This window comes from Acinetobacter sp. UBA5984, from assembly GCF_002429925.1.
GTDB classification, from domain to species: domain Bacteria; phylum Pseudomonadota; class Gammaproteobacteria; order Pseudomonadales; family Moraxellaceae; genus Acinetobacter; species Acinetobacter variabilis.
In genome coordinates this window covers 121,357-142,701 of sequence record NZ_DJBE01000083.1, presented here as the reverse complement: position 1 = coordinate 142,701, position 21,345 = coordinate 121,357, and the positions used below count along the sequence as shown (strand labels likewise).

The 21,345-nt window shown below is 42.8% G+C and carries 15 protein-coding genes and 1 pseudogene; 9 read left to right on the top strand and 7 right to left on the bottom strand.

The genetic code is table 11. The annotated features are described in order from the left end of the window. Window positions 1-76: 76 nt before the first annotated feature. Window positions 77-805 (bottom strand): hypothetical protein, encoded by a 729-nt coding sequence (locus B3J29_RS15055; protein WP_034170183.1) that lies wholly within the window; start codon window positions 803-805, stop codon window positions 77-79. Between the two features lie 169 nt (window positions 806-974). Here B3J29_RS15055 and B3J29_RS15050 point away from each other — a divergent pair, with 169 nt between their 5' ends. Beyond that, window positions 975-1,481: a hypothetical protein gene (locus tag B3J29_RS15050; protein WP_034170184.1), complete on the top strand. Its 507-nt coding sequence runs from the start codon at window positions 975-977 to the stop codon at window positions 1,479-1,481. Window positions 1,482-1,519: 38 nt separating this feature from the next. Here the strand turns inward: B3J29_RS15050 and B3J29_RS15045 are convergent, their stop codons facing one another. From B3J29_RS15045 to B3J29_RS15035, 3 genes are all read right to left on the bottom strand, one after another. Continuing rightward, window positions 1,520-1,798 carry a hypothetical protein gene (locus B3J29_RS15045; protein ID WP_079280994.1) on the bottom strand — a complete coding sequence of 93 codons (279 nt, stop codon included), beginning with the start codon at window positions 1,796-1,798 and terminating at the stop codon, window positions 1,520-1,522. A gap of 55 nt (window positions 1,799-1,853) precedes the next feature. Next, window positions 1,854-3,176: a hemolysin family protein gene (locus tag B3J29_RS15040; RefSeq protein ID WP_004784777.1), complete on the bottom strand. Its 1,323-nt coding sequence runs from the start codon at window positions 3,174-3,176 to the stop codon at window positions 1,854-1,856. Between the two features lie 131 nt (window positions 3,177-3,307). Further along, window positions 3,308-4,297, bottom strand: a complete 990-nt coding sequence (locus B3J29_RS15035; RefSeq protein WP_004784775.1) for a LysR family transcriptional regulator — start codon at window positions 4,295-4,297, stop codon at window positions 3,308-3,310. A 681-nt stretch (window positions 4,298-4,978) separates the two neighbouring features. Here B3J29_RS15035 and B3J29_RS15030 point away from each other — a divergent pair. The 5 genes and pseudogenes from B3J29_RS15030 to B3J29_RS15010 all read left to right on the top strand — a co-directional run bounded on the left by B3J29_RS15030 (window position 4,979) and on the right by B3J29_RS15010 (window position 15,114). Then, window positions 4,979-6,580 (top strand): isocitrate lyase, encoded by a 1,602-nt coding sequence (locus B3J29_RS15030; RefSeq protein ID WP_034170185.1) that lies wholly within the window; start codon window positions 4,979-4,981, stop codon window positions 6,578-6,580. A 256-nt stretch (window positions 6,581-6,836) separates the two neighbouring features. Then, window positions 6,837-9,908, top strand: a pseudogene (locus tag B3J29_RS15025) (multidrug efflux RND transporter permease subunit); the annotation flags it as partial. 47 nt (window positions 9,909-9,955) lie between these two features. Further along, complete coding sequence (locus B3J29_RS15020; protein ID WP_262477426.1) at window positions 9,956-13,057, top strand: efflux RND transporter permease subunit; 3,102 nt, start codon at window positions 9,956-9,958, stop codon at window positions 13,055-13,057. A gap of 65 nt (window positions 13,058-13,122) precedes the next feature. After that, the gene (gene mgtE, locus B3J29_RS15015) at window positions 13,123-14,457 is read left to right on the top strand and encodes a magnesium transporter (RefSeq protein ID WP_034701382.1); all 1,335 of its coding nucleotides are present in this window, start codon (window positions 13,123-13,125) and stop codon (window positions 14,455-14,457) included. A 75-nt stretch (window positions 14,458-14,532) separates the two neighbouring features. Then, window positions 14,533-15,114 carry a DUF4112 domain-containing protein gene (locus tag B3J29_RS15010; RefSeq protein WP_034701358.1) on the top strand — a complete coding sequence of 194 codons (582 nt, stop codon included), beginning with the start codon at window positions 14,533-14,535 and terminating at the stop codon, window positions 15,112-15,114. A gap of 74 nt (window positions 15,115-15,188) precedes the next feature. Here the strand turns inward: B3J29_RS15010 and htpX are convergent, their stop codons facing one another. Further along, window positions 15,189-16,094: a protease HtpX gene (gene htpX / locus B3J29_RS15005; RefSeq protein WP_034170190.1), complete on the bottom strand. Its 906-nt coding sequence runs from the start codon at window positions 16,092-16,094 to the stop codon at window positions 15,189-15,191. Between the two features lie 177 nt (window positions 16,095-16,271). Further along, window positions 16,272-17,144, bottom strand: coding sequence for a lytic transglycosylase domain-containing protein (locus B3J29_RS15000; protein ID WP_376748792.1), 873 nt, complete (start codon window positions 17,142-17,144; stop codon window positions 16,272-16,274). Window positions 17,145-17,645: 501 nt separating this feature from the next. On the opposite strand from B3J29_RS15000, the gene ttcA reads away from it, so the two are divergent. Both ttcA and B3J29_RS14990 read left to right on the top strand, forming a co-directional pair. Continuing rightward, window positions 17,646-18,572: a tRNA 2-thiocytidine(32) synthetase TtcA gene (gene ttcA, locus B3J29_RS14995; RefSeq protein WP_005236792.1), complete on the top strand. Its 927-nt coding sequence runs from the start codon at window positions 17,646-17,648 to the stop codon at window positions 18,570-18,572. Window positions 18,573-18,790: 218 nt separating this feature from the next. Next, window positions 18,791-19,177, top strand: a complete 387-nt coding sequence (locus B3J29_RS14990) for an SCP2 sterol-binding domain-containing protein (RefSeq protein WP_004784757.1) — start codon at window positions 18,791-18,793, stop codon at window positions 19,175-19,177. Window positions 19,178-19,269: 92 nt separating this feature from the next. On the opposite strand, the gene B3J29_RS14985 is transcribed toward B3J29_RS14990, so the two are convergent. Next, window positions 19,270-20,385, bottom strand: a complete 1,116-nt coding sequence (locus B3J29_RS14985; protein WP_034701349.1) for a transglycosylase SLT domain-containing protein — start codon at window positions 20,383-20,385, stop codon at window positions 19,270-19,272. A gap of 363 nt (window positions 20,386-20,748) precedes the next feature. Here B3J29_RS14985 and greB point away from each other — a divergent pair, with 363 nt between their 5' ends. Next, the gene (gene greB / locus B3J29_RS14980; protein ID WP_034701347.1) at window positions 20,749-21,243 is read left to right on the top strand and encodes a transcription elongation factor GreB; all 495 of its coding nucleotides are present in this window, start codon (window positions 20,749-20,751) and stop codon (window positions 21,241-21,243) included. Window positions 21,244-21,345 lie beyond the last annotated feature (102 nt).

The following is a 21,345-nucleotide window of genomic DNA, read 5'->3' as shown; positions in this document are numbered from 1 at the left end:
TTAATTCCATAGTGCTGGATAATAAGCGTGAGAAGTCATGTAATTTTCTATTTCAGGACGTGTTTAAAAAAACTTTTCACAGGTGCTCATCCAGATAAGTATCGATATCGATGTATTTAATCTTCTTGCACTGCTCATGTTCCAGTTTAAACAAACGGGTATGCAAATCCGCATAGTGCTGAAGCTGATTTTTCAATTCTTCATTTGGGGAGGTCGGCTTGGAATGAAAAAATAATTTCAGACGCAGTTTCCAGGTTTGTTGATAAGCCCAGAAACAGATGCGGCGTAACTGCTGCAGTTGATATTGTTCAGTTGTATTAGTAGTAGGGCGGAACATATTTTCTTTATAGAACCGTACAAAACCAAAACTGATCCCGAAAAAGAATAGAATCCACATGACCGTACTGCTTTGTAGAAAAACCAGATTCAGCGCTTCCAGTACAATGACTACAGTGAGTTTAATCGGTGTATGTCTTAAAAACTGATAGAGGGAATGGGAAGAGTGCCGGATCTGCTTGATCACCAGTGGAACCACCAGCATCAGAAATAACAGAATAGTCAGAATCGCATAACTTTGCGCCTGAAAGTTTTGGGCAGTTGACAGCTTAGAGGAATAAACATCTTTGAGAGCCAGGCTAATCGGTACAAAGATCATGGCAGCCAGCACCCAGGGAATCAGTTCCTTGAGATCACTTAAAATACCTTTAGTTTTGATCTGACCATAAAACAGATAATTTCTTTTAAAGGCAGCCGGATAAAGCAGTTTAAGTTGCTGCAATAAAAGATCAATCTGTTTGGTTTGCATAATAAAGAAGTAAATCAGAAACTTGCCGCCTACTATAGCCAATTTACGCCAGAATGATAGAGATGATCCGGATTTTGCAATTATTAGAGTTGAAGCTAAAGATTTTAATTTTTTAGTAAGGATTTATGCGAAAATAGTCCATTGCATATTTATTTTTTAGGGACAGTTTATGACTGATCAATCTCCTGCGACGCTAAGCGACATCGAAATTTTAGACATCCTTCAAACCATGAAGAATGATGAGCTAGATACGGAAGCAAAAGAAGTCATTCGTCAGGGTGGTAAAGCGGGTCGTCAGGAAGCGCATAAACAGGCGCTGGTTGTATTGAATCAGTCATTTGAAGAAAAATTTGTTGAAGCAGTTTCTCTGGCCCTGAATCTGAATGAAGCGCAAATCAAAAAAATCCGTTATAAGAAAGACCGTATCCGTATTTTAAAAGCCCGTGGTATTGATTACCTGGCGATTGATGGCGCGGAAACTGCCTTTGTACTGGCGCAGATTGCGCAGGCCATTCTGCGTGAAGATGCAGTCGTCACTCATGACCTGCATAATATTTTCCCATTCTGGAAAGAAGGCTGGCCAATGGTGCAATTTGATAATGCCTACAAAATCTTGCAGGAAGATATCCAGATCCATTATCAGGCAGTCCTTAAAGCACTTTTATCAAAAATCTAAATTGAATTGAATGTAAAAAAGCACCTTCGGGTGCTTTTTTAATGAGAATAAAATAGGGAAAGCAGCCAGCGTACAGGAAGGATAAACAGCCGCCACCAGGTGATGAGTGGATAATAAAAATATTTACCTATTCTTAAAGTCGAATCAAATCCTTGCCGATGCCGCTCATAAGGATAGGGAGTCAGCCAGATTGAAAGTAAAATGAGTACAATTGCTAGGATCAGAAATATAGGCTGTTGATCTTGCATAAAGAAGAAATAGATTAAATATAAGGCCGAATAAAAACTCAGACAGGCGAGTAGCGCAGCAATATTCATAAAAGTCTCATTATTATTGTTTTTGGAATTTTAAAAAAATTGAAGAAGAACCAGATTATTCTGATTCTTCTGTCGGTGGCTTTTTCACTTCTAGCATACGTGTAACCAGTAACTGGTCAATCTTGAAATGATCAACATCGACAACTTCAAACTTATAACCCGCATGTAGCACAATATCTGCTGGACGTGGAATTTTACGCAGCTTGAACATCATAAAACCAGCCAGAGTTTCATAATTCTCTTCATCCGGCATTTCATCAATTTCCAGCGCATGTTTGATGTCTTCAATAGGCGTACTGCCATCAATCAGCCATGAATTGCTGTCACGCTTAATGATCTGCTGGTCTTCTTCCAAGGGAGTAACCCAGTCGCCCATCACGGTAATCATGATGTCGGAAAGGGTAATGACACCTACGACCAAGGCATATTCATTAATAACGACTGCAAACTTTTCCTTGGTTGAACGGAAGCGATCCAGTAATTCAGATAGAGTCAGTGTATCTGGAATGGTCAGAACCGTACGGATGGTATTTTCATTCAACTGAAGTAAAGACTGATTATTCAGAATACGAACCAGAATATCTTTGGAGTCGACATATCCAATCACATCATCGATATTTTCATTACAGACCAGGAACTTGGAGTAAGGAAATTCAGCCAATTTCTGGCGAATACTGGCTTCAGATTCTTTCAAGGTAAAGAACACCACATTTTCACGAGTGGTCATACTGGAAGGAACATTACGTTCTTCAAGCTCAAACACGTTCTCAATAAAGTGATGTTCCTGTTTCTGTAACACCCCTGCCTGAGCACCCGCATCCATTACCGCAGAAATATCAGCAAAGGTAATATTGTCATCTCGAATGGTATTCACTTTAAATAAACGGAATAACAGGTTCGCAATGGCATTGATGAACCAGGCCAATGGTTTACAGATTTTGATAAATACCTGAATCGGATTAATCACCGAGACAGAAATTTTTTCTGGAGCGATCATGGCCAGACGTTTTGGCATCAAGTCCGCAAACAGAATAAATAATGAAGTAACTGCAGTGAAGGACAAGCTGAACGCAATCGTTTCAGTCCAGGGACCTTGATAAAATCTGGAAAGTAAATTGATGATATAAGGGCGGAAGGCGCCTTCACCTAAAATACCGCCTAAAATGGCAACAGCGTTTAAGCCGATTTGGGAAGCTGCAAAAAAGTCAGCAGAATTTTCTTGTAAATCTAAAACTTTTTGAGCGCGAATATCTCCCGATTCAGCCAAAATTTTTAATTTGACCTTACGAGCACCTGCAAGCGCGATTTCTGTTAATGATAAAAAACCGGCCCCCGCGATGAGTAATAAGATAATCACGATGTTTTGAAAGAGGCTCACGAATCCACCTGTGGATTAATATGATCTAGCTAAAAATATTTTTAACACAAAAAAAGACTTGAGGTACAAATAAAGCAACTCAAGTCTCTAGAGTATAAGCTTAAAAATGAGCAATTTAGCTAATATTCGATTTAATAATGCGAAAATTGCGAATTATTCATTAAAAATTCACGATTTTCTTCTTCGATCATCTGACGCGCTACATATAGAATCAGCTGACGTAACCAGCGATGGGCGGGATGATGATGCAATAAAGGACACCACGCCATCTTCAATTCAAACTCGGGAATATAAAATGGTGGGTCTTTAATGAGTAAGTTCTGGTTTTTGGCTTGCAGACGTGCAATACGGGTCGGTAATGTTGCTACAAGATCTACATTGGCCGCCAAAAGACCGGGCATTTGATAGTGACGGGTAAATACCGAAATCTTACGTTTTTGGCCAATACGTTCAAGAGCCTGATCAATCCAGCCGAGACCCGCTTGTTTCTCAGGATTTACCCCAAAGCCGACGCCCATGCCAGTTTTTGATACCCAGATATGCTGTGCATCCAGATAACTTTTCAGATTCAGGTTACCTGCAGCCGGATGCTTGTTATTTAACAGGCAAGAAAAGCTGTCACGCCAAACCAGTACCTGATGGAAGCTTTGTGGAATTTCATTAAAACGGTTAATTGCCAGATCAACTTTACCTTGTTCCATGTCACGATAGGACACATCACTTGGCGTTAAGAAGTCGAGAACCACATTTGGTGCTTCTGAACGTAATGCTTTCACCAAGCGTGGTACCAGTGTGGCTTCAGCATAATCTGAAGTCATGATACGGAAGACACGATTTGAGGTATAAGGACGGAACTCGGTACGCGGTTCCAGAATCATGGAAAGATCCGCTAAGGCGTCGCGGATACGAGGTTGGAGTTCTAGTGCACGTTCTGTTGGAGTCATACCTTCAGAAGAGCGAATCAAGAGGGGATCATTAAATAAATTTCGTAAGCGACGTAAAATGTTACTCATCGCAGGTTGGGTTACCCCAAGTTGTTCTGCTGCACGCGTGACATTTTTTTCACGTAAAAGTACGTCAAGATAAATGAGGAGATTAAGATCGACCCGCTCCAGATTCATAAAAAAAATACCGAAAATAAAATTATGAAATTATATGGATTATGCCATAACTACTATAGCTTGTGTACGCAACTGATGAAAAAAAGCCCAGCTGATTGTACTGAAATACCTTTTTAGAGTCTCTTTCACTGTAGATTTTGCCAGCCTGAATCCTTCTCTATTTTTTAAGAGCAGAAAAGAAATCTGGCTGCATCCAAAAACGAAAGAAGGTATTTCTGAAAAACAGACGGAATTAGCAAATAATGTGCCAGATTTGACTAAAAATATTTCCACAAATAAATGAAAAATAATTCCTTCGAAATAAGTGTTCCAAGTTTTAAGGCTTAGAAAATAGACAAAAATTGCTGAAATTAAGCGCTGCTAAAGTCCTGCAAGACTTAAGTCTAATGAATATTTTTTACCCATATTGCTGATGTTTTAGACAAAATCTAATTTTAAAAATTAAAAAATAAAATATTAAATACAATAACTTATAAGGAGCTGATCAATATATAATTAGACTTTCATCTACATATTTTTTAAATAAATAATGATAATTCTTGCAGAATATTGGATTAATTTTTCGAAGCCCACTAATCTTTAGCTATCCCAACGGATCGTCGAAAATCTGAACAAGTCATTGAGGGTGTGATTTGAGCGGTTCGTTGCAGAAAAATCCTAATATTAATACAGGAATATATCATGACTACATACCAAACAGCGATTGATGCAATCCGCGAATTAAAAGCGAAATTCGGTAACACTTGGGCAGACATCAGTCCTGAAGATGCTGCGCGTATGCAAATGCAAAACCGTTTCAAAACTGGTTTAGACATTGCTAAATATACAGCGGCGATTATGCGTCGTGATATGGCTGCTTATGATGCCGACTCTAGCAAATACACTCAATCACTAGGCTGCTGGCACGGTTTCATCGCTCAGCAAAAAATGATTGCGAACAAAAAATACTTCGGTACAACTGAACGTCGCTATATCTACCTTTCTGGCTGGATGGTTGCTGCACTTCGTTCAGAATTCGGTCCTCTTCCTGACCAATCTATGCACGAAAAAACTTCTGTTCCTGCATTGATCGAAGAAATCTACACATTCTTACGTCAAGCTGATGCGAAAGAACTGAACGACCTGTTCCGCGCACTTAAAAAAGCTCAAGATGCTGGTGATACAGCTAAAGCTGCTGAAATCACTTCACAAATCGACAACTTCCAAACTCACGTTGTGCCAATCATTGCGGACATCGACGCTGGTTTCGGTAACGAAGAAGCAACTTACTTATTAGCTAAGAAAATGATCGAAGCGGGTGCTTGTGCACTTCAAATCGAAAACCAGGTTTCTGACGCGAAACAATGTGGTCACCAAGCTGGTAAAGTAACAGTTCCACACGAAGACTTCATCGCTAAAATCCATGCTCTTCGCTATGCATTCCTTGAAATGGGTCTTGACGACGGTATTATCGTTGCACGTACTGACTCTGAAGGCGCTGACTTGACTCAAAAAATCCCAGTGGTTAAAGAGCCAGGCGACATCGCTTCTCAATACATCAGCTACTTAGACACTCAAGAAATTGACATCTCTGAAGCACAAGAAGATGAAATTCTGATCAAACGTGATGGTAAACTTCACCGTCCTAAACGTCTTGCTTCTGGCTTGTACCAGTTCCGTGAAGGCACTCAGATCGACCGCGTTGTACTTGACTGTATCACTAGCTTACAAAACGGTGCTGACCTTCTTTGGATCGAAACTGCGACTCCAAACGTAGCTGAAATCGCTCACATGGTTAACCGTGTACGTGAAGTTGTGCCAAATGCGAAACTTGTTTACAACAACTCTCCATCATTCAACTGGACACTGAACTTCCGTCAACAAGCGTACGACCGTTGGGTTGCTGAAGGTAAAGACGTATCTGCATACGACCGCGCTAAATTAATGAGCGCTGAGTACGACGATTCTGAATTGGCTGCTGAAGCTGACGAAAAAGTACGTACATTCCAAGCAGACGCTTCTCGTGAAGCAGGCGTGTTCCACCACTTGATCACTCTGCCTACTTACCACACAGCTGCTCTTTCTACTCACGAGCTTGCTCAAGGTTACTTCGGTTCTGAAGGTATGTTGGCTTATGTTGCTGGCGTACAACGTAAAGAAATCCGCGGTGGTATCGCTTGTGTGAAACACCAAGCAATGGCTGGTTCTGACATCGGTGACGACCACAAAGAAATCTTCGCTGGTGACAACGCGCTTAAAGCGGGTGACGATGCGAAAAACACAATGAACCAATTCTCTGCTTAATCAGCTCTGAATCGATTCTAAAAAAACCCTGCGCAAGCAGGGTTTTTTTATGCCTAACATAAAATGAATAACTCTATAAATTGTTGAAACAGCTAGATGAAAGGCAAAATCTTCATATTTTCTTCATGATTCAATTTTATACATATTTTTCTGTGATCAAGCCTTGCATTCTCCAAGCCTCTGCCTGAATATCCTTAAGCTGACTCAATAATGCAACGTCTTCCATAATTCATTAAATTCAAAGTGATTCAGACTTATGCTGTCTAAGTTTTTCATTCATCGTCCTATTTTTGCAGGTGTACTGGCCATTGTGGTCATGGCCATTGGACTTTTTGCGGTGATGAACTTACCTGTCGAACGTTATCCGGATATTGCACCGCCACGCATTACTGTGGCAACAACTTATACTGGTGCATCTGCAGAAACGGTAGAAGAGAGCGTGACCCAGGTGCTGGAACAGCAAATTAAAGGTATCGACCGCTTGCTGTATTTCAGCTCCAGCAGTGATTCTTCAGGTCGAAGCCGGATCAGCATCAGTTTTGAAAATGGCACCGATCCAGATACAGCACAAGTACAGGTTCAAAATGCGATTAACGGGGTTCTCAATCGTTTGCCTGACGATGTCCAGCGACAGGGCGTGAATGTCTTCAAATCTCTTGGCGATACCCATATGGTCATCGGTCTGTATGATGAATCACGGCGTAGTAGCAATATTGAACTATCTGATTATTTGACCACACATCTGGAACAGGATATTTCCCGAATTGATGGCATTGGGGAACTGGATGTTTTTGGTTCACAGTTCGCGATGCGCATCTGGCTGAATCCAGCAAAATTAAAACAATATAACTTGATGCCAAGTGATGTGCGGGCAGCGATTGAATCACAGAATACTCAGGTGGCAGCCGGCGCAATTGGGGACTTGCCGACAGTCGATGATCAGTATCTGAATGCCAAAGTCACATCAGGCAGCCGTTTAAAAACAGTCGAAGAATTTGAAAATATTATTGTGAAGTCTGCCCGGGACGGGAGCTTTATCTATTTAAAAGATGTTGCACGTGTAGAATTGGGTGCGGAAAATTATCAGTCATATAGCACTACCAATGGCTATCCTTCTGCCGGTCTGGGCATTTCACTAGCCTCCGGTGCCAATGCAATTGCGACGTCGAGTCTGATCAAGGCTGAAATCGAGCGACTTTCCCAGCAGTTGCCGGAAGGCTATAAAATTGCTTATCCGCGTGACAATACCCCGTTTGTCAAAGAATCGATTAAAGAAGTTGTTAAAACGCTGTTCGAGGCGGTCATTCTGGTCGTCATCGTGATGTTTATCTTCCTGCAAAACTGGCGTGCGACCTTAATTCCGACTGTAACTGTGCCTGTAGTTTTACTCGGAACCATGGCGGTACTTTATGTTTTGGGACTGAGTATTAATACGCTGACTTTGTTTGCCTTAGTACTGGCGATTGGCTTGCTAGTCGATGATGCTATTGTGGTGGTAGAGAACGTTGAACGTCTGATGCATGAGCAGCAACTTACAGCCAAAGAAGCAGCACTGGAATCCATGCAGGAAATCAGCGGAGCACTGATCGGGATTACCCTGGTTTTAACCGCGGTCTTTATTCCCATGGCGTTCTTTGGTGGCTCAACCGGGGTGATCTATCGTCAGTTCTCGATTACGCTCGTGGCAGCGATGTCTCTGTCGCTGATGGTCGCACTGATTCTGACACCTGCACTTTGTGCGCTGATTTTGAAACCGAATCCAAAACCTGCCAAGTGGGCGAGTTGGTTTAACCAGAAACTGGATGGTTTGAAGCATCGTTATCTGAAAGTTTCTAATGTCACTCTACAACATAAGGCCATTAGCCTGGTGCTTTTTGCCGGGTTGATCTGTGTATTTGCTTTATTCTACCGCGCCTTACCTACCAGCTTCTTGCCGAGCGAAGATCAGGGTATTCTGAATCTGCAGATCCGACTACAGGAAGGTGCCCCAATGAAAAACACCATTCAGGTCGGTGAACAGATTCGTCAGTATTTTCTGGAAGAAGAAAAGGACAATATCGACTTGGTCATGTTACGTTATGGCCGTAACTTCTCAGGTACCGGTCAGAACCTGGCGACTGGTTTTGTAGCCTTAAAGCATTGGGATGACCGTTCAGGAGAAGAAAATACTGCGCAGGCGATTCGTGAACGTGCTATGAAGCATTTCCGTAGTAACCGCGATGCCCAAGTCAATATCAGTATGCCGGCTTCAGTGAATGGTTTAGGTCAAACCGACGGCCTGGATTTCTGGATTCGTGATATTAACGGTAATGGCCGTGAGTATCTGGAAGAACAGTTCCAGAATATGCAGGCTGGCGCAGCTCAATATAGTAGCTTTGAAAATCTGGATAAGCGCTCTAATCCGGAAAAAGCCGAACTGAAAGTCAATATTGACCAGAAACAGGCCATGGCCAATGGTCTGAGTCAATCCGCAATTAACAGTACGCTTTCAGCGGCTTGGGGCGGTAATTATATTAATGACTTTATTGATCGTGGCCGGATTAAACGGGTGATTATGCAGGGTGATGCAGAATTCCGTTCCAAACCTGAAGATCTGACACAATGGCATGTACGTAATGACCTGAACGAGATGGTGCCTTTTAGTAATTTCGCTCAGGTGGACTGGAGTGGTGGTCCCGAGGTAGTCAACCGTTTTATGGGCTATACCTCGCTACAAATGCAAGCGGATATGGTCAAAGGTTCCAGTTCTGGTGAAGCGATGCAAGATGTTGAAAATCTGGTGGCAGAACAGGATGGCATTGACGTGGTCTGGAGCGGTTTATCCTTTGAGGAAAAACAATCCAGTAATCAGGCAATCTGGCTTTATTTGGTGTCGATCGGTTTTATTTTCCTGTGTTTGGCTGCTTTATATGAAAGCTGGACGATTCCGACTGCGGTCATGTCCGCGATTCCTTTAGGGATTGGTGGGAATATCATTTTTAGTTTTCTGGCAGATTTTCCGAATGATATTTACTTCCAGATTGCTTTGCTGACCACGATTGGTCTGTCCTGTAAGAATGCAATTTTAATTGTAGAGTTTGCGGCATTGGCTCAGGAAAAAGGTAAATCGGTAGTTGAAGCTGCACTTGAGGGTGCGTCATTACGCTTGCGTCCAATCTTAATGACCTCTCTGGCCTTTGGTGCTGGTATTTTGCCACTGGTCTTTGCTTTTGGTGCAGGTGCAGCCAGTCGTCGTGAGATTGGAATCAGTGTTTTTGGTGGAGTGATCTTCGGAACAATACTGGTACTGATTTTTATTCCATTTATGTACGTTTTAATTCGCCAAATGACGANNGTGTGCATTCTAAAGATGCATTTGATGGGGATTTCTAATTTATGTTGTCGCGCTTTTTTATTTATCGTCCCAAGTTTGCAGCAGTCATTACAATTTTAATAATGGCCCTTGGGGTATTTGCACTTCAAAAAATTCCCATTGAACATATGCCAAATATGGATACGCCAGCTTTAGGTGTTTCCGCTGGTTATCGTGGTGCATCGGCTGAAACAGTTGAGCAATCGGTAACCCAGATTCTGGAACAGGCGGTAAAAGGCATTGAAGGTCTGGAAACCTTTCATTCCAGCAGTTCGGTTGGACGGGCCCAACTTACACTGCAATTTGAGCAAGGGGCCGATCTTGATCAAGCTCAGTTACAGGTTCAAAACACCGTGAATGGTGTATTGAGCCGCTTACCTGAAGAGACGCAACAAGGCGGAGTCAATGTTTATAAATCAGGGTATGACCAGTTTGCACTGTTAAGCTTATATGATGAGAGTGGGCAAAGTAGCGTCACCGAACTTTCAGATTATTTAATGGTGCATGTCGAACCGCGTTTGTCACGTATTGAAGGTGTAGGGGAAATTGACCTGTACGGTGCAGGTTATGCCATGCGGATCTGGCTAAATCCGCATAAGTTGCATCAGTTTAACCTGATGCCAAATGATATTCGTAATGCTATTGAAACCCAGAACGCACCATTGGCTTCAGGCGCAATTGGCGGTTTGCCAACCATGCAGGATCAATATCTCAATGCCAAAGTCAGTGCGGGTTCACGTTTAAGCAGCGTGAAAGAATTTGAGAATATTATTGTTAAAACTACGGATTCTGGTTCATTGCTGTACTTAAAAGATGTGGCACGGGTAGAACTAGGTGCAGAAAGTTATAACCACATTAACTATACCAACGGACAGCTCTCTTCAGCTTTATCGATTACTTTAGCGCCACGGAGTAATGCCATTGCAGTTTCCAAACAGATTCAAGACGTATTAAAAAACGCTCAGGCTAATTTGCCACCGCACTATCAGTTGCAAATGACCATGGACAAAACTCCATTTATCACCAGCTCAATTGAACAGGTAGCTAAAACTCTAGTTGAAGCCATTATTCTGGTCATTGTGGTGATATTTATCTTCCTGCAAAACTGGCGTGCCACGATTATTCCGGCCGTTACGATTCCGATTGTGGTTTTGGCAACCTTTGCGGTGCTGTATGTCTTGGGTATGACTCTGAATAGCTTTACCTTGTTTGCCCTGATCTTGGCCATCGGTCTGCTAGTCGATGATGCCATTGTAGTGGTGGAAAACATTGAACGCCTGATGCAGGACGAATATCTGGATGCCAAGGCGGCTGCCTTAAAATCCATGCAGGAAATGAGCGGGGCACTGGTTGGTATTACGCTGGTACTTACTGCAGTATTTATCCCGATGGCTTTTTTTGGCAGTATCACTGGAGTGATTTATCGTCAATTTTCTATCACTTTGGTAGTGGTCATGTTGCTGTCTTTATTCGTGGCTTTGGTGATTACCCCGACATTTGCGGCACAGTTATTGAAACGCAAAAATCATCAGGCTCGCTGGGCACAGCGCTTTAACCATGGCATGGATCAGCTCAATGCCAGTTACCAAAAAGTTTCAGCTCGAAGCATGCAATTGAAATTCACGATGTTGGCACTTTTTGGTGTGTGCATAATGGGCTTCGGCTGGGTATATAAGTATTTGCCGGAAGGATTGATGCCCACTGAAGACATGGGTTTTGTTATGGGGCAGATTGTCATGCCTGGCAATGCACCGCGTACAGAAGTCGAACAAGTCGGGCGTGAAGTACAAGATTATTTGATGAAACATGAATCGGGACGCATTCAGAGTGTAGGCGTCTGGTATAGCGGCAACAACGTCGGTGTAGGTCCGTATCGTGGGCAGCTTTTTGTAGTATTAAAAGACTGGGCTGAGCGCAAAAATCCTGAAGATTCGGTTTTCGCTATTGTCGATCGAGCACAGAAACACTTTGCCAATCATGCCAATGCCCAAATTTTCTTTATGGCACCTTCCATGTCAAGTAATGGTCGTATGGTCGATTTCTGGTTGCAAGACCTGGATTATAAAGGGGCTGAATTTTTACAGGAGGCATTTGGCCAGATTGAAGCGCGTGCCCAAGGCAAATCATCGATTGAATTTCTACAGCTGGATCAACCTAAAGAAAGTGCTGAGCTGAATATCAAACTTGATGCAGAGCGTGTGTTAAAGCATTCCATTCCTCAGCAAAATGTAAACAGTACTTTGGCTGCAGCGTGGGGGGGAACTTACATCAATGACTTTATTGATCGCGGGCAGATTAAACGTGTGATTATGCAGGGTGAGGCAGAATACCGTTCCAAACCTGAAGATCTGGCCTTCTGGCATGTACGCAATCAAAAAGGTGAAATGCTGTCATTTAACCAGTTCAGCAGTCTGAATTGGCAGGGCGGGCCGAACAGTATTAACCGTTATATGGGCTATAACGCTGTTCCAGTCTATGCAGGGATTCCAAAGGACAAGTTTTCCAGTCAGACCATGCAGGATGTTGAAGCATTGGTAGATGCCCAGGAAGGTGTGAATCTGGCTTGGAGCGGAGCCGCATTGGAAGAAAAGCGCAGCAGCGGTCAGGCGATTTTTCTTTATGTGATTTCGATTGCCTTTATTTTCCTGTGCTTAACCGCTTTATATGAAAGTTGGACCATTCCTGCGGCCGTGATCAGTGCCATTCCATTGGGGGTAGGCGGCAGTATCTTATTTTGCTGGGTCTTTGGTTTCGCCAATGATATCTTTTTTCATATTGCCTTGCTGACGACGATTGGTCTGTCCTGTAAAAATGCCATTCTGATTGTGGAGTTTGCTGCACAGGCAGAGAAAGCAGGAAAAACAGCTATAGCTGCAGCTTTAGAGGGAGCAAGTTTACGCTTGCGGCCTATTCTCATGACTTCTATTGCTTTTGCTGCGGGAGTAATCCCTTTGATTTTCGCTTCTGGGGTCAGTGCGATCAGCCGTCAGGAAATTGGTGCCAGCGTTTTGGGCGGGGTCATTTTTGCGACTATTTTGGTGTTATTCTTTATCCCGTTTATGTATGTGTTAATCCGAAACCTGTTTCGTGTCAAAGCAACAAATAAAGTTATACAAATCAATTAGGAAAATGAGGAATACTCACTCTAGGGCGGGTATGTTTCATACCTGCATGGAATGATGGTATGGGAATGCAGCACCAAGAAAAAATACAGCAACTACATGAGACTCTGCTAACAGGGGAAAATAATATTCATCAGCTTCTGCAAAAGCTGAATATTGCCGATCAGGCCAGAATTTTGTCTGAACTTGGACCAGCGGAACGCTGTCACCATTTCAAGCAGCTGGAACGTCAGGCAGAAGTACTGGAGTACTTGCCACTGGCCATGCAAATCCAGCTGGCCTATCAATTTCCTCTGGAGCAACTGGCCAGCCTGATGGATGCCATGCATTCCGATGACTTCATTGATTTATACAAGCAGATGCCCTGTGAAGTGCAGCAGCAGTTACTTGGCAAATTATCTACCCAGTCGCTACAAACCCTGCGAGAGCTGCATGCTTATCCGGAAGAAACAGCCGGTGCATTAATGAGTTCGGACTTCGTCACGCTTGCTCCCGAGCTTAGCATGACTGAGGCAATTGAAACGCTACGTGATATTGCGGGGAATCATGACACTTTATATCTGATCTATATCGTGGATGAGAAACAGCATCTGCTTGGTGTGATTTCCTTGCGACAAATTATTCAGGCACGGCCGGATGCCACTATTAATGAGGTCATGACCACAGATGTAGTCTATGCCACGGTGGATGAGGATCAGGAGCAGGTCGCCCGTACCTTGGCCTATTATGATTTTATCGCCTTGCCTGTGGTCGACGCGACCCAGAAGCTGGTCGGGATTATTACCTATGATGATGCCATGGATATTGCTGAGGCAGAAAGCACCGAGGATATTTTAAAATCCGGTGCAGTGACGCCTTTGAATGAATTGAGTCTGAAAACTGCACCGATTCTCAGACTATATCAGAAACGGGTATTCTGGCTGGTTATCCTGGTGTTTGGCAGTCTGCTCTCCGGAATCGGGATTGCCCATTTTGAAGATATTATTTCCACCCATATTGTGCTGGTATTTTTCTTGCCATTATTGGTGGGAAGTGGGGGGAATGCTGGCTCACAATCTGCCACCCTAATGGTGCGTGCCTTGGCAACAGGCGATGTGCAGTTTAAGGACTGGTTCAGCCTGCTGGGTCGTGAGTCCCTGGTTGCTTTATGTCTGGGTGGAACGATGGCCATTGCAGTATCAATTCTGGGTTATATTCGAGGCGACTGGATGGTCGCCGTTGTACTCGCTTTAAGTATGTTAGGTATTGTGCTGATGGGATGTCTAATCGGCATGAGTTTACCCTTTATTCTCAATAAATTGAAAATGGACCCAGCCAGTGCATCAGCACCTCTGGTGACTTCAATTTGTGATGCCACCGGGGTGATTATTTACTTGTTTATTGCCTCTCAATTATTGTTTTAAATACTTAGCAATTACAGCTTAAATAGAAAAAATACTTTATGCTCAATTACATCAGTCTCATTTCTGGAAGAACCTATGCCTGATCCCGGACAAAAAAATAAACTGAGCCAACAGGATGTCATTCGGCTGGAGCGGGATCTGGCCAAGTTCGCCAATATGATGGATTCGGTGGTACGGATTCCATTTACCAAGCAGGGCGTCGGGGCAGATGCTGCTTTGAGTACCATTCCGGTAGCTGGAGATATCGCAGGTTTTGTATTGACCAGTTATGCGATTTATAAAGCCCGTCAGATCGGGGTGCCGAGTGAAAAATTAAAGCCAGTCCTGAAAATGGCCGTCATGGATGCTGTGGTCGGCTTTATTCCTGTAGCGGGAACAATATTTGATATTTTTATTCGTCCTAGCCGTAAGGCACTGGGTATTGTGCATCAACATATCCGGGACGAATACCAGATTCGTACCGATCATCATGTGGTGCATCCATTTCTGCATGAAAGTCTGGAACGCAGACAACAGCAATCCGCTTTCTGGCGTAATCCTGTAGTGGCCTGGTTCTGGATTCATCTACCAGATCTTTTAGGAACTTTCTTTTTGATTCTGTTAATTATGGCCATTGGCTGGGGCACAATGCAGCTCTTTCAATGGTTTAAAGCCTGAAGGTTTATCAATATAAACTTAATAAAAAAGCCTGCATTCGCAGGCTTTTTTCTATCAAGCAATTAATATATTGCTTAAGGGCAATCGAGTTGTTGCAAAGCAGCAACACGTTGTTCAATCGTTGGGTGAGTCTGGAACAGAGCTGCCAGACTAAAACCTTGTTCCTGACCAGCAGAAATCGCAAAGGCTTTCATTTCTTTCGGCATAGCATCCGGCATTTCTGATTCAGCCTGTAAACGTAATAACGCTGAAATCATGGCCTGTTTGCCTGCCAAACGTGCACCTGCCTCATCAGCACGGTATTCACGGTAGCGTGAGAACCACATCACGATCGCTGAAGCCATAATACCAAATACGATATCCAGCACAATGGTAATCACAAAATAGCCAATACCCGGTGCTTCACCTTCTTCACGGCCGAAGATTGTACGGTCTACGAAATCACCAACTACACGGGCAAAGAACATGACAAATGCGTTGACCACACCTTGAATCAAAGCCAGTGTCACCATATCGCCATTGGCAACGTGACCGATCTCATGCGCCAGTACCGCGCGAAGTTCATCTTTATTCATGCGTTCAAGCAGACCTGTAGAAACAGACACGAGCGCATCGTTCTTGTTCCATCCTGTTGCAAAGGCATTTGACTGATAAGATGGGAAAATACCCACTTCCGGCATTTTAATGCCAGCGCGCTGAGAAAGTTGCGCAACTTCTTGTAATAACCATGCTTCTGCCTGGTTACGAGGGGCATTTGGGTCAATCAGTTCAGTACCGGTTGTTTTTTTCGCCATCCATTTAGACATGAACAGGGAAATCAGTGATCCCACCATACCGAACACAAAACAGATCACCAACAGGTTGCCTAGATTCAAGCCACCCGCGCCATGGTAACTACCGACACCGAAGAGTGACAGGATAATGCCAGCTACAACCAGTACCGCGAGGTTGGTTAGCAAGAACAAACCAATCCGCATCATTGAGAAATCCTCTTATTATAAAAAAATAATCTGATTAGAAAATGAAAATCATTGAAATCAATATGGGGTGAAATGACTAAAAATTCAAGAAAAAAATGGCCCTAGATCACAAAACACAGCTTTATTTTTTGCTGCATTTTCGCTAAGGCCATTCAGAATCAAATAATTTTGATTTGTTTATTCACTTAAATAAATTTTAGCTGCTGCTGTTGCATTCGCCGTTGCATAAGAGCCCATCGGTGCATCGGTATAACTACCATCAGCATTCATAATAATCTGACGCTGATACTTGGCTGCCTGAATGTGCGAAGTGCTGCTGCTATCATTGGAGTAGTTCGCTGAACTGGCAAGGATGCGGCCTTCACTGGATGGTGTGTTAGACGTGGTTGTACTTGCACTCAGGCCATGAGTATACAGGTTTTGAAAACGGCTGGTCACACGGCGCACATAATCCTGGGTTTCCCGGAAAGGCGGGATTCCACCGTATTTACTGACATTGCCTTCACCGGCATTATAGCCCGCCAGTGCCAGGCTGGTATTGCCATTAAAACGCTTTAATAACCAGGCCAGATATTTAGCACCCGCCATAATATTCTGATGCGGATCATAAGCATTACTAACATTAAAGCGACGTGCTGTGGCTGGCATCAGCTGCATCAAACCTTGTGCACCCACAGGGGAGCGGGCATGGGTATTAAAACCGGATTCAGTATGCATGACTGCTTTAATTAAACCTTCAGACACACCATAAGTCTGTGCGGCCTGACGAATGATCGAATCAAAAGCATTCTTATTCTTGCTATAGCTAGGCAAAACCGACGACTCGCTGCTGCCCCAGTTACTATAGCTATGAATATTGCTATCCGGATAATAAGTCTTCTTTTCGACCTGAAGATGATTATAACGGCTCTTCTTATTGGTCAATAAGGTACTGCCGTTTTTATCACGCAACTGATAGATGGTTTCACCGGCATACACCAAATGACTACAGCTCAGCATAACCAAGCTACCCATCAGTTGACACCCCAAGAAATACGTCTTTATTTTCATTGTTTATATTTGATAAATAATAAGCTAGAAAAATTCATGGATGAGTTTAACAAAAAATTACGTAATGCACAGCCTTATACGCTGCATTTATAAACGAGTATGTAAACAGGAACGCCTGTCAATATTTTGAACACTAAAATATTTTTTTTATTTAATTTAAAACCTTAGGGTTGACAGGTTTAAGTTATTGATTTTAATAATAAAATAAATTGATCAAAAAATGATCAATTTAAAGAAAAGCCTTAAATTTTGAGGTGAACAAGTTGTCAAGTCCATTTCAATCCACAAAGTTATCCACAGCTTTTGTGGACAACTGTGGAAAAGTCCAAAAGATAAGCATCTCGCCTAAAAATTGAACTAAATCGTTCAATATATCAATCAAAATAAAACATGAAAATGAAACTAATATGGCATTTGTATGAAAATAAATTCTTTTGATGCGATACGGAACCGAATCAGCTAAAATTGCGCGGTATTTTTATTTATGGGTTATTCTCGTCTATGTACTCGCCAGTTGAATCCGAGCAAGGATTTAATTTCAAACCTGAACTGCCAACAAGCTCTGCCTACTACCGTTTGTTGAAGAAGCTTCGCCGCCAGGTCGGACATGCCATTCGCGACTTCAAGATGATTGAAGATGGCGACAAGGTCATGGTGTGTATTTCTGGTGGTAAAGACAGTTATACCTTGCTTGATATCCTGCTTCAGTTTAAACGCATTGCACCGATCAATTTTGATGTAGTGGCAGTTAACCTGGACCAGAAACAGCCCGGTTTCCCGGAAGATGTATTACCGCGTTATTTAGAAGAAAATAACATTCCGTATTACATCTTGGAAAAAGATACCTACAGCATTACCAAAAAACTGACACCGGAAGGTAAGACTTACTGTGCAGTATGTTCACGTCTGCGCCGTGGTTCTTTGTACGGTTTTGCTCAGGAAATTGGGGCGACTAAAGTGGCATTGGGTCATCACCGTGATGATATTCTGGCAACATTCTTTCTGAACCTATTCCATGGGGGCAGCTTGAAAGCCATGCCGCCAAAACTGCTGTCTTCTGACAAAAAGAACATTCTGATTCGTCCATTGGCCTATGTGGAAGAAAAAGACATCATCAAATATGCACAGATGCGTCAATTTCCAATTATTCCATGTAATCTATGTGGCTCTCAGGAAAATCTTCAACGTGCCATTATCAATGACATGTTACGTGAATGGGACAATGCGCATCCAAAACGTCTGCACAGCATCTTTGGTGCCTTGCAAAATGTTTCACCATCTCAGTTAGTTGACCGCGAATTATTCGACTTTGAAATTCTGGACAGTCAGCGCGAATTCGATTTCAAAGGCAGCTGTTCAACTGAAGAGGCGGTAGAAGGTGAGAACCGCCGCATCAATATGGTCAATCTGGGCTTTGCAGCAGACTAATCAACCTATATAAAGTTAAGCCGATACAGGCATGGGCTACGGCCGATGCCTGAATCAAAAATAACGCAAGATAAGAACTACAAAAATTGAACGGTGCGTACAAAATTCGTTAGCCTTTGCCATAATGATCATGTTATAACAAGTCACAAGCATAATAGCTTCAACCTGATGTCGCCTGGATAGTCGACACAAATGAATAAATAAATTGAGGAAAGATCATGCCTGCTTTTTTAACTGATGATTGGTTTTCGACTGTAGACACGCTCACTGCACAAGCTGGTGATTTGGATTTGCCACCTGCTTTGGCGAATCTGGCAATTAATTTGGTCGTTGCAGACACTACAGGTAATACAGAATTATCTTTGGAAGGTGGCGCGATTAAAAAAGGTTTATCTCCAAATGCAAAAACAACATTGAACATGGATGGCGAAACCTTACGTAAAGTTTTCCTTGAGTTTGATATGGCGGCTGCAATGCAAGCCTTCATGACAGGTAAAATCAAGGTGCAAGGCGATATGTCTCAATTGATGGCATTGCAAACAGCGAAGCCAAGCCAAGCACAAAAAGACCTGTTCAAGAAAGTACTTGAAAATACCACAGCTTAATAGTCTTGATCTAAAAAGCTGAAGTAACAAAAAAGCTTACCCTGAAGTAAGCTTTTTTTATGGCTGAATAACTAGATTTAAATTGATCAGGCTTAAATATTCACCAGCTGTGGAGTAGTCTTGATGTGTTCCAGATAGGCACGGATACGGGTCACGTATTGAAGGGCCTGACGATAACGACCATTGTTAGCTTTATTCTGTTCCAGATAAGCATACATGTTTACCCAGTTGTTCGGATTCTTTCCTTGGGCCTGAATCCGTTTTTGCAGCTGATTCACAGCACCTGGACCCATGTTATAGGCAACCAGAGCAAACCAGTTACGATCCGGATAAGGGATATGTTCATAACGGCTCAGCATCTGGTCATAGTATTTGGCACCCCCATCAATACTTTCGCCTGGATCTGTCCGGTTGCTAACCCCCATCGCTTTTGCGGTAGAGCTTGTTAGCATCATCAGACCGCGGACACCGGTGGGAGATACGGAGTTTGGCTTTAGATAGGATTCTTGGTAACCGATCGCGGCGAGCAGGTGCCAGTCCAGATCGTACTGCTGAGCAGATTTCTGAAAGCTCGCCTTGTATGTGGGGAGGCGCTGGTTCAGATCCTGTTGAATTTCATCCCAAGAATGCTCTTCTACTACATTCTGATTGTAGAAGGAAGCAAGTTGCTTGATCGCACCGCTTTGTTTGCCTTGACAGACAAAAGCACTAGCGGTTTGACTCAAGGGATCACTAGCTGATTTAAATACCAGATTCAGATTGGCATTCAGTCCATTACTGGCCAGTGAAGACTCATCACCACAAGTGGCAGAAAAAGCCGTTAAACGCTGTTGTTCAATCGTACCCAGATCAGTGGTGGTCATGGCCAGATTGGCTTTGCCCTGCGCTACCCATTTCAGGGCCGTGGCATTATCCGGAACAGTTTTAAAATCCAGCTTAACATTCAGGCTGTTGGCATAGTTGCGAACCAGGTCGTAACCAAAACCATGCTGATGTTGTCCATCCTGAAACACAGTCGTTGGACTTTGAACTGCGACGACGGTGAGTTTGTTGCTATTTACCACATGATCATATTGAAGTGTGGTTTTAGTGGCATTGATACTATGAAAGGGGATAAGTGCCGTACTCAGTACCAGTGCTTTTACAGGGAGAGAAGAGATAAAAGAGCTAAGGCAAAGCCTCGACCCAGTGGTTGAACTACTGTGCATGTTGTCTCCGCTACAAGTAATTTATGCCCTAAAAATCACAGCCAATACTAGCCAGAAACTTTTAAAAGTTTGATAAATTCAATAAGGGTTGGGCAGTCATGACGTCATTCAAAAATGACTAAATTGATCGGGAAATATGTAGAAAAACTACATAGATTAAAAAATAAGCGATTCCAAAAGTAGGGTGCATATTAAAGATCAAAAAATGAATTGTCAAATTTTGTACATAATTTATTTTTTAAATGTAATTTAAGTTGTTAAATTTATTGAAGAAAAAAATGCATATTCTGGCTTGTCCTAAAACTCCAAATAAAATAAGCTCTTAATGTCTAAAAACTGGTTCAAAATTGGCAATTAAAACACATGAAATCTAACCTGATTACCCGTGGTGGATACGACAAATTGGTGGCAGAACTTAAAAATCTCTGGCATGAAGAACGTCCTGAAATTACCAAAAAAGTGAACTGGGCAGCTAGTCTCGGCGACCGTTCGGAAAACGCAGATTACCAGTATAACAAACAGCTTTTACGTAAAATTGATCGTCGGGTTCGTTATCTGGGCAAGCGGCTGGAAGAGCTGAGAATTGTTGATTTTTCTCCTGAACAGGAAGGCAAAGTTTATTTTGGTGCCTGGGTCGAAATTGAAAATGAACAGGGTGAGCAGAAGAGCCTTCGGATTGTAGGTGTCGATGAAATTTATGATCATCATCCGCAGCATATCTCGATTGATTCCCCAATGGCGCGTGCCCTGTTAGGCAAGTCAGTGGATGATGAAGCTGAGGTGATAACGCCAACCGGCAAGAAACTCTGGTTTATTAATTCAATTCGCTATGAAAAGCCAGAAAATTCAGAAGATTAATTAAATTGATTTTATTTTGTGCAGTTGATGCGGAGAAATTGGAAAAATATTTGCCAAGCGCAATTTTTATTTATATGATTGCGGCCATGGAAGCGTGGCAGA

What these genes read in the sequence shown, in the direction of transcription:
- B3J29_RS15055 (WP_034170183.1), bottom strand. Translation starts at nt 805, where the DNA reads ATGCAAACCAAACAGATTGATCTTTTATTGCAGCAACTTAAACTGCTT.
- B3J29_RS15050 (WP_034170184.1), top strand. Translation starts at nt 975, where the DNA reads ATGACTGATCAATCTCCTGCGACGCTAAGCGACATCGAAATTTTAGAC.
- B3J29_RS15045 (WP_079280994.1), bottom strand. Translation starts at nt 1,798, where the DNA reads ATGAATATTGCTGCGCTACTCGCCTGTCTGAGTTTTTATTCGGCCTTA.
- B3J29_RS15035 (WP_004784775.1), bottom strand. Translation starts at nt 4,297, where the DNA reads ATGAATCTGGAGCGGGTCGATCTTAATCTCCTCATTTATCTTGACGTA.
- B3J29_RS15030 (WP_034170185.1), top strand. Translation starts at nt 4,979, where the DNA reads ATGACTACATACCAAACAGCGATTGATGCAATCCGCGAATTAAAAGCG.
- B3J29_RS15020 (WP_262477426.1), top strand. Translation starts at nt 9,956, where the DNA reads ATGTTGTCGCGCTTTTTTATTTATCGTCCCAAGTTTGCAGCAGTCATT.
- mgtE (WP_034701382.1), top strand. Translation starts at nt 13,123, where the DNA reads ATGCAGCACCAAGAAAAAATACAGCAACTACATGAGACTCTGCTAACA.
- B3J29_RS15010 (WP_034701358.1), top strand. Translation starts at nt 14,533, where the DNA reads ATGCCTGATCCCGGACAAAAAAATAAACTGAGCCAACAGGATGTCATT.
- htpX (WP_034170190.1), bottom strand. Translation starts at nt 16,094, where the DNA reads ATGATGCGGATTGGTTTGTTCTTGCTAACCAACCTCGCGGTACTGGTT.
- B3J29_RS15000 (WP_376748792.1), bottom strand. Translation starts at nt 17,144, where the DNA reads ATGAAAATAAAGACGTATTTCTTGGGGTGTCAACTGATGGGTAGCTTG.
- ttcA (WP_005236792.1), top strand. Translation starts at nt 17,646, where the DNA reads ATGTACTCGCCAGTTGAATCCGAGCAAGGATTTAATTTCAAACCTGAA.
- B3J29_RS14990 (WP_004784757.1), top strand. Translation starts at nt 18,791, where the DNA reads ATGCCTGCTTTTTTAACTGATGATTGGTTTTCGACTGTAGACACGCTC.
- B3J29_RS14985 (WP_034701349.1), bottom strand. Translation starts at nt 20,385, where the DNA reads ATGCACAGTAGTTCAACCACTGGGTCGAGGCTTTGCCTTAGCTCTTTT.
- greB (WP_034701347.1), top strand. Translation starts at nt 20,749, where the DNA reads ATGAAATCTAACCTGATTACCCGTGGTGGATACGACAAATTGGTGGCA.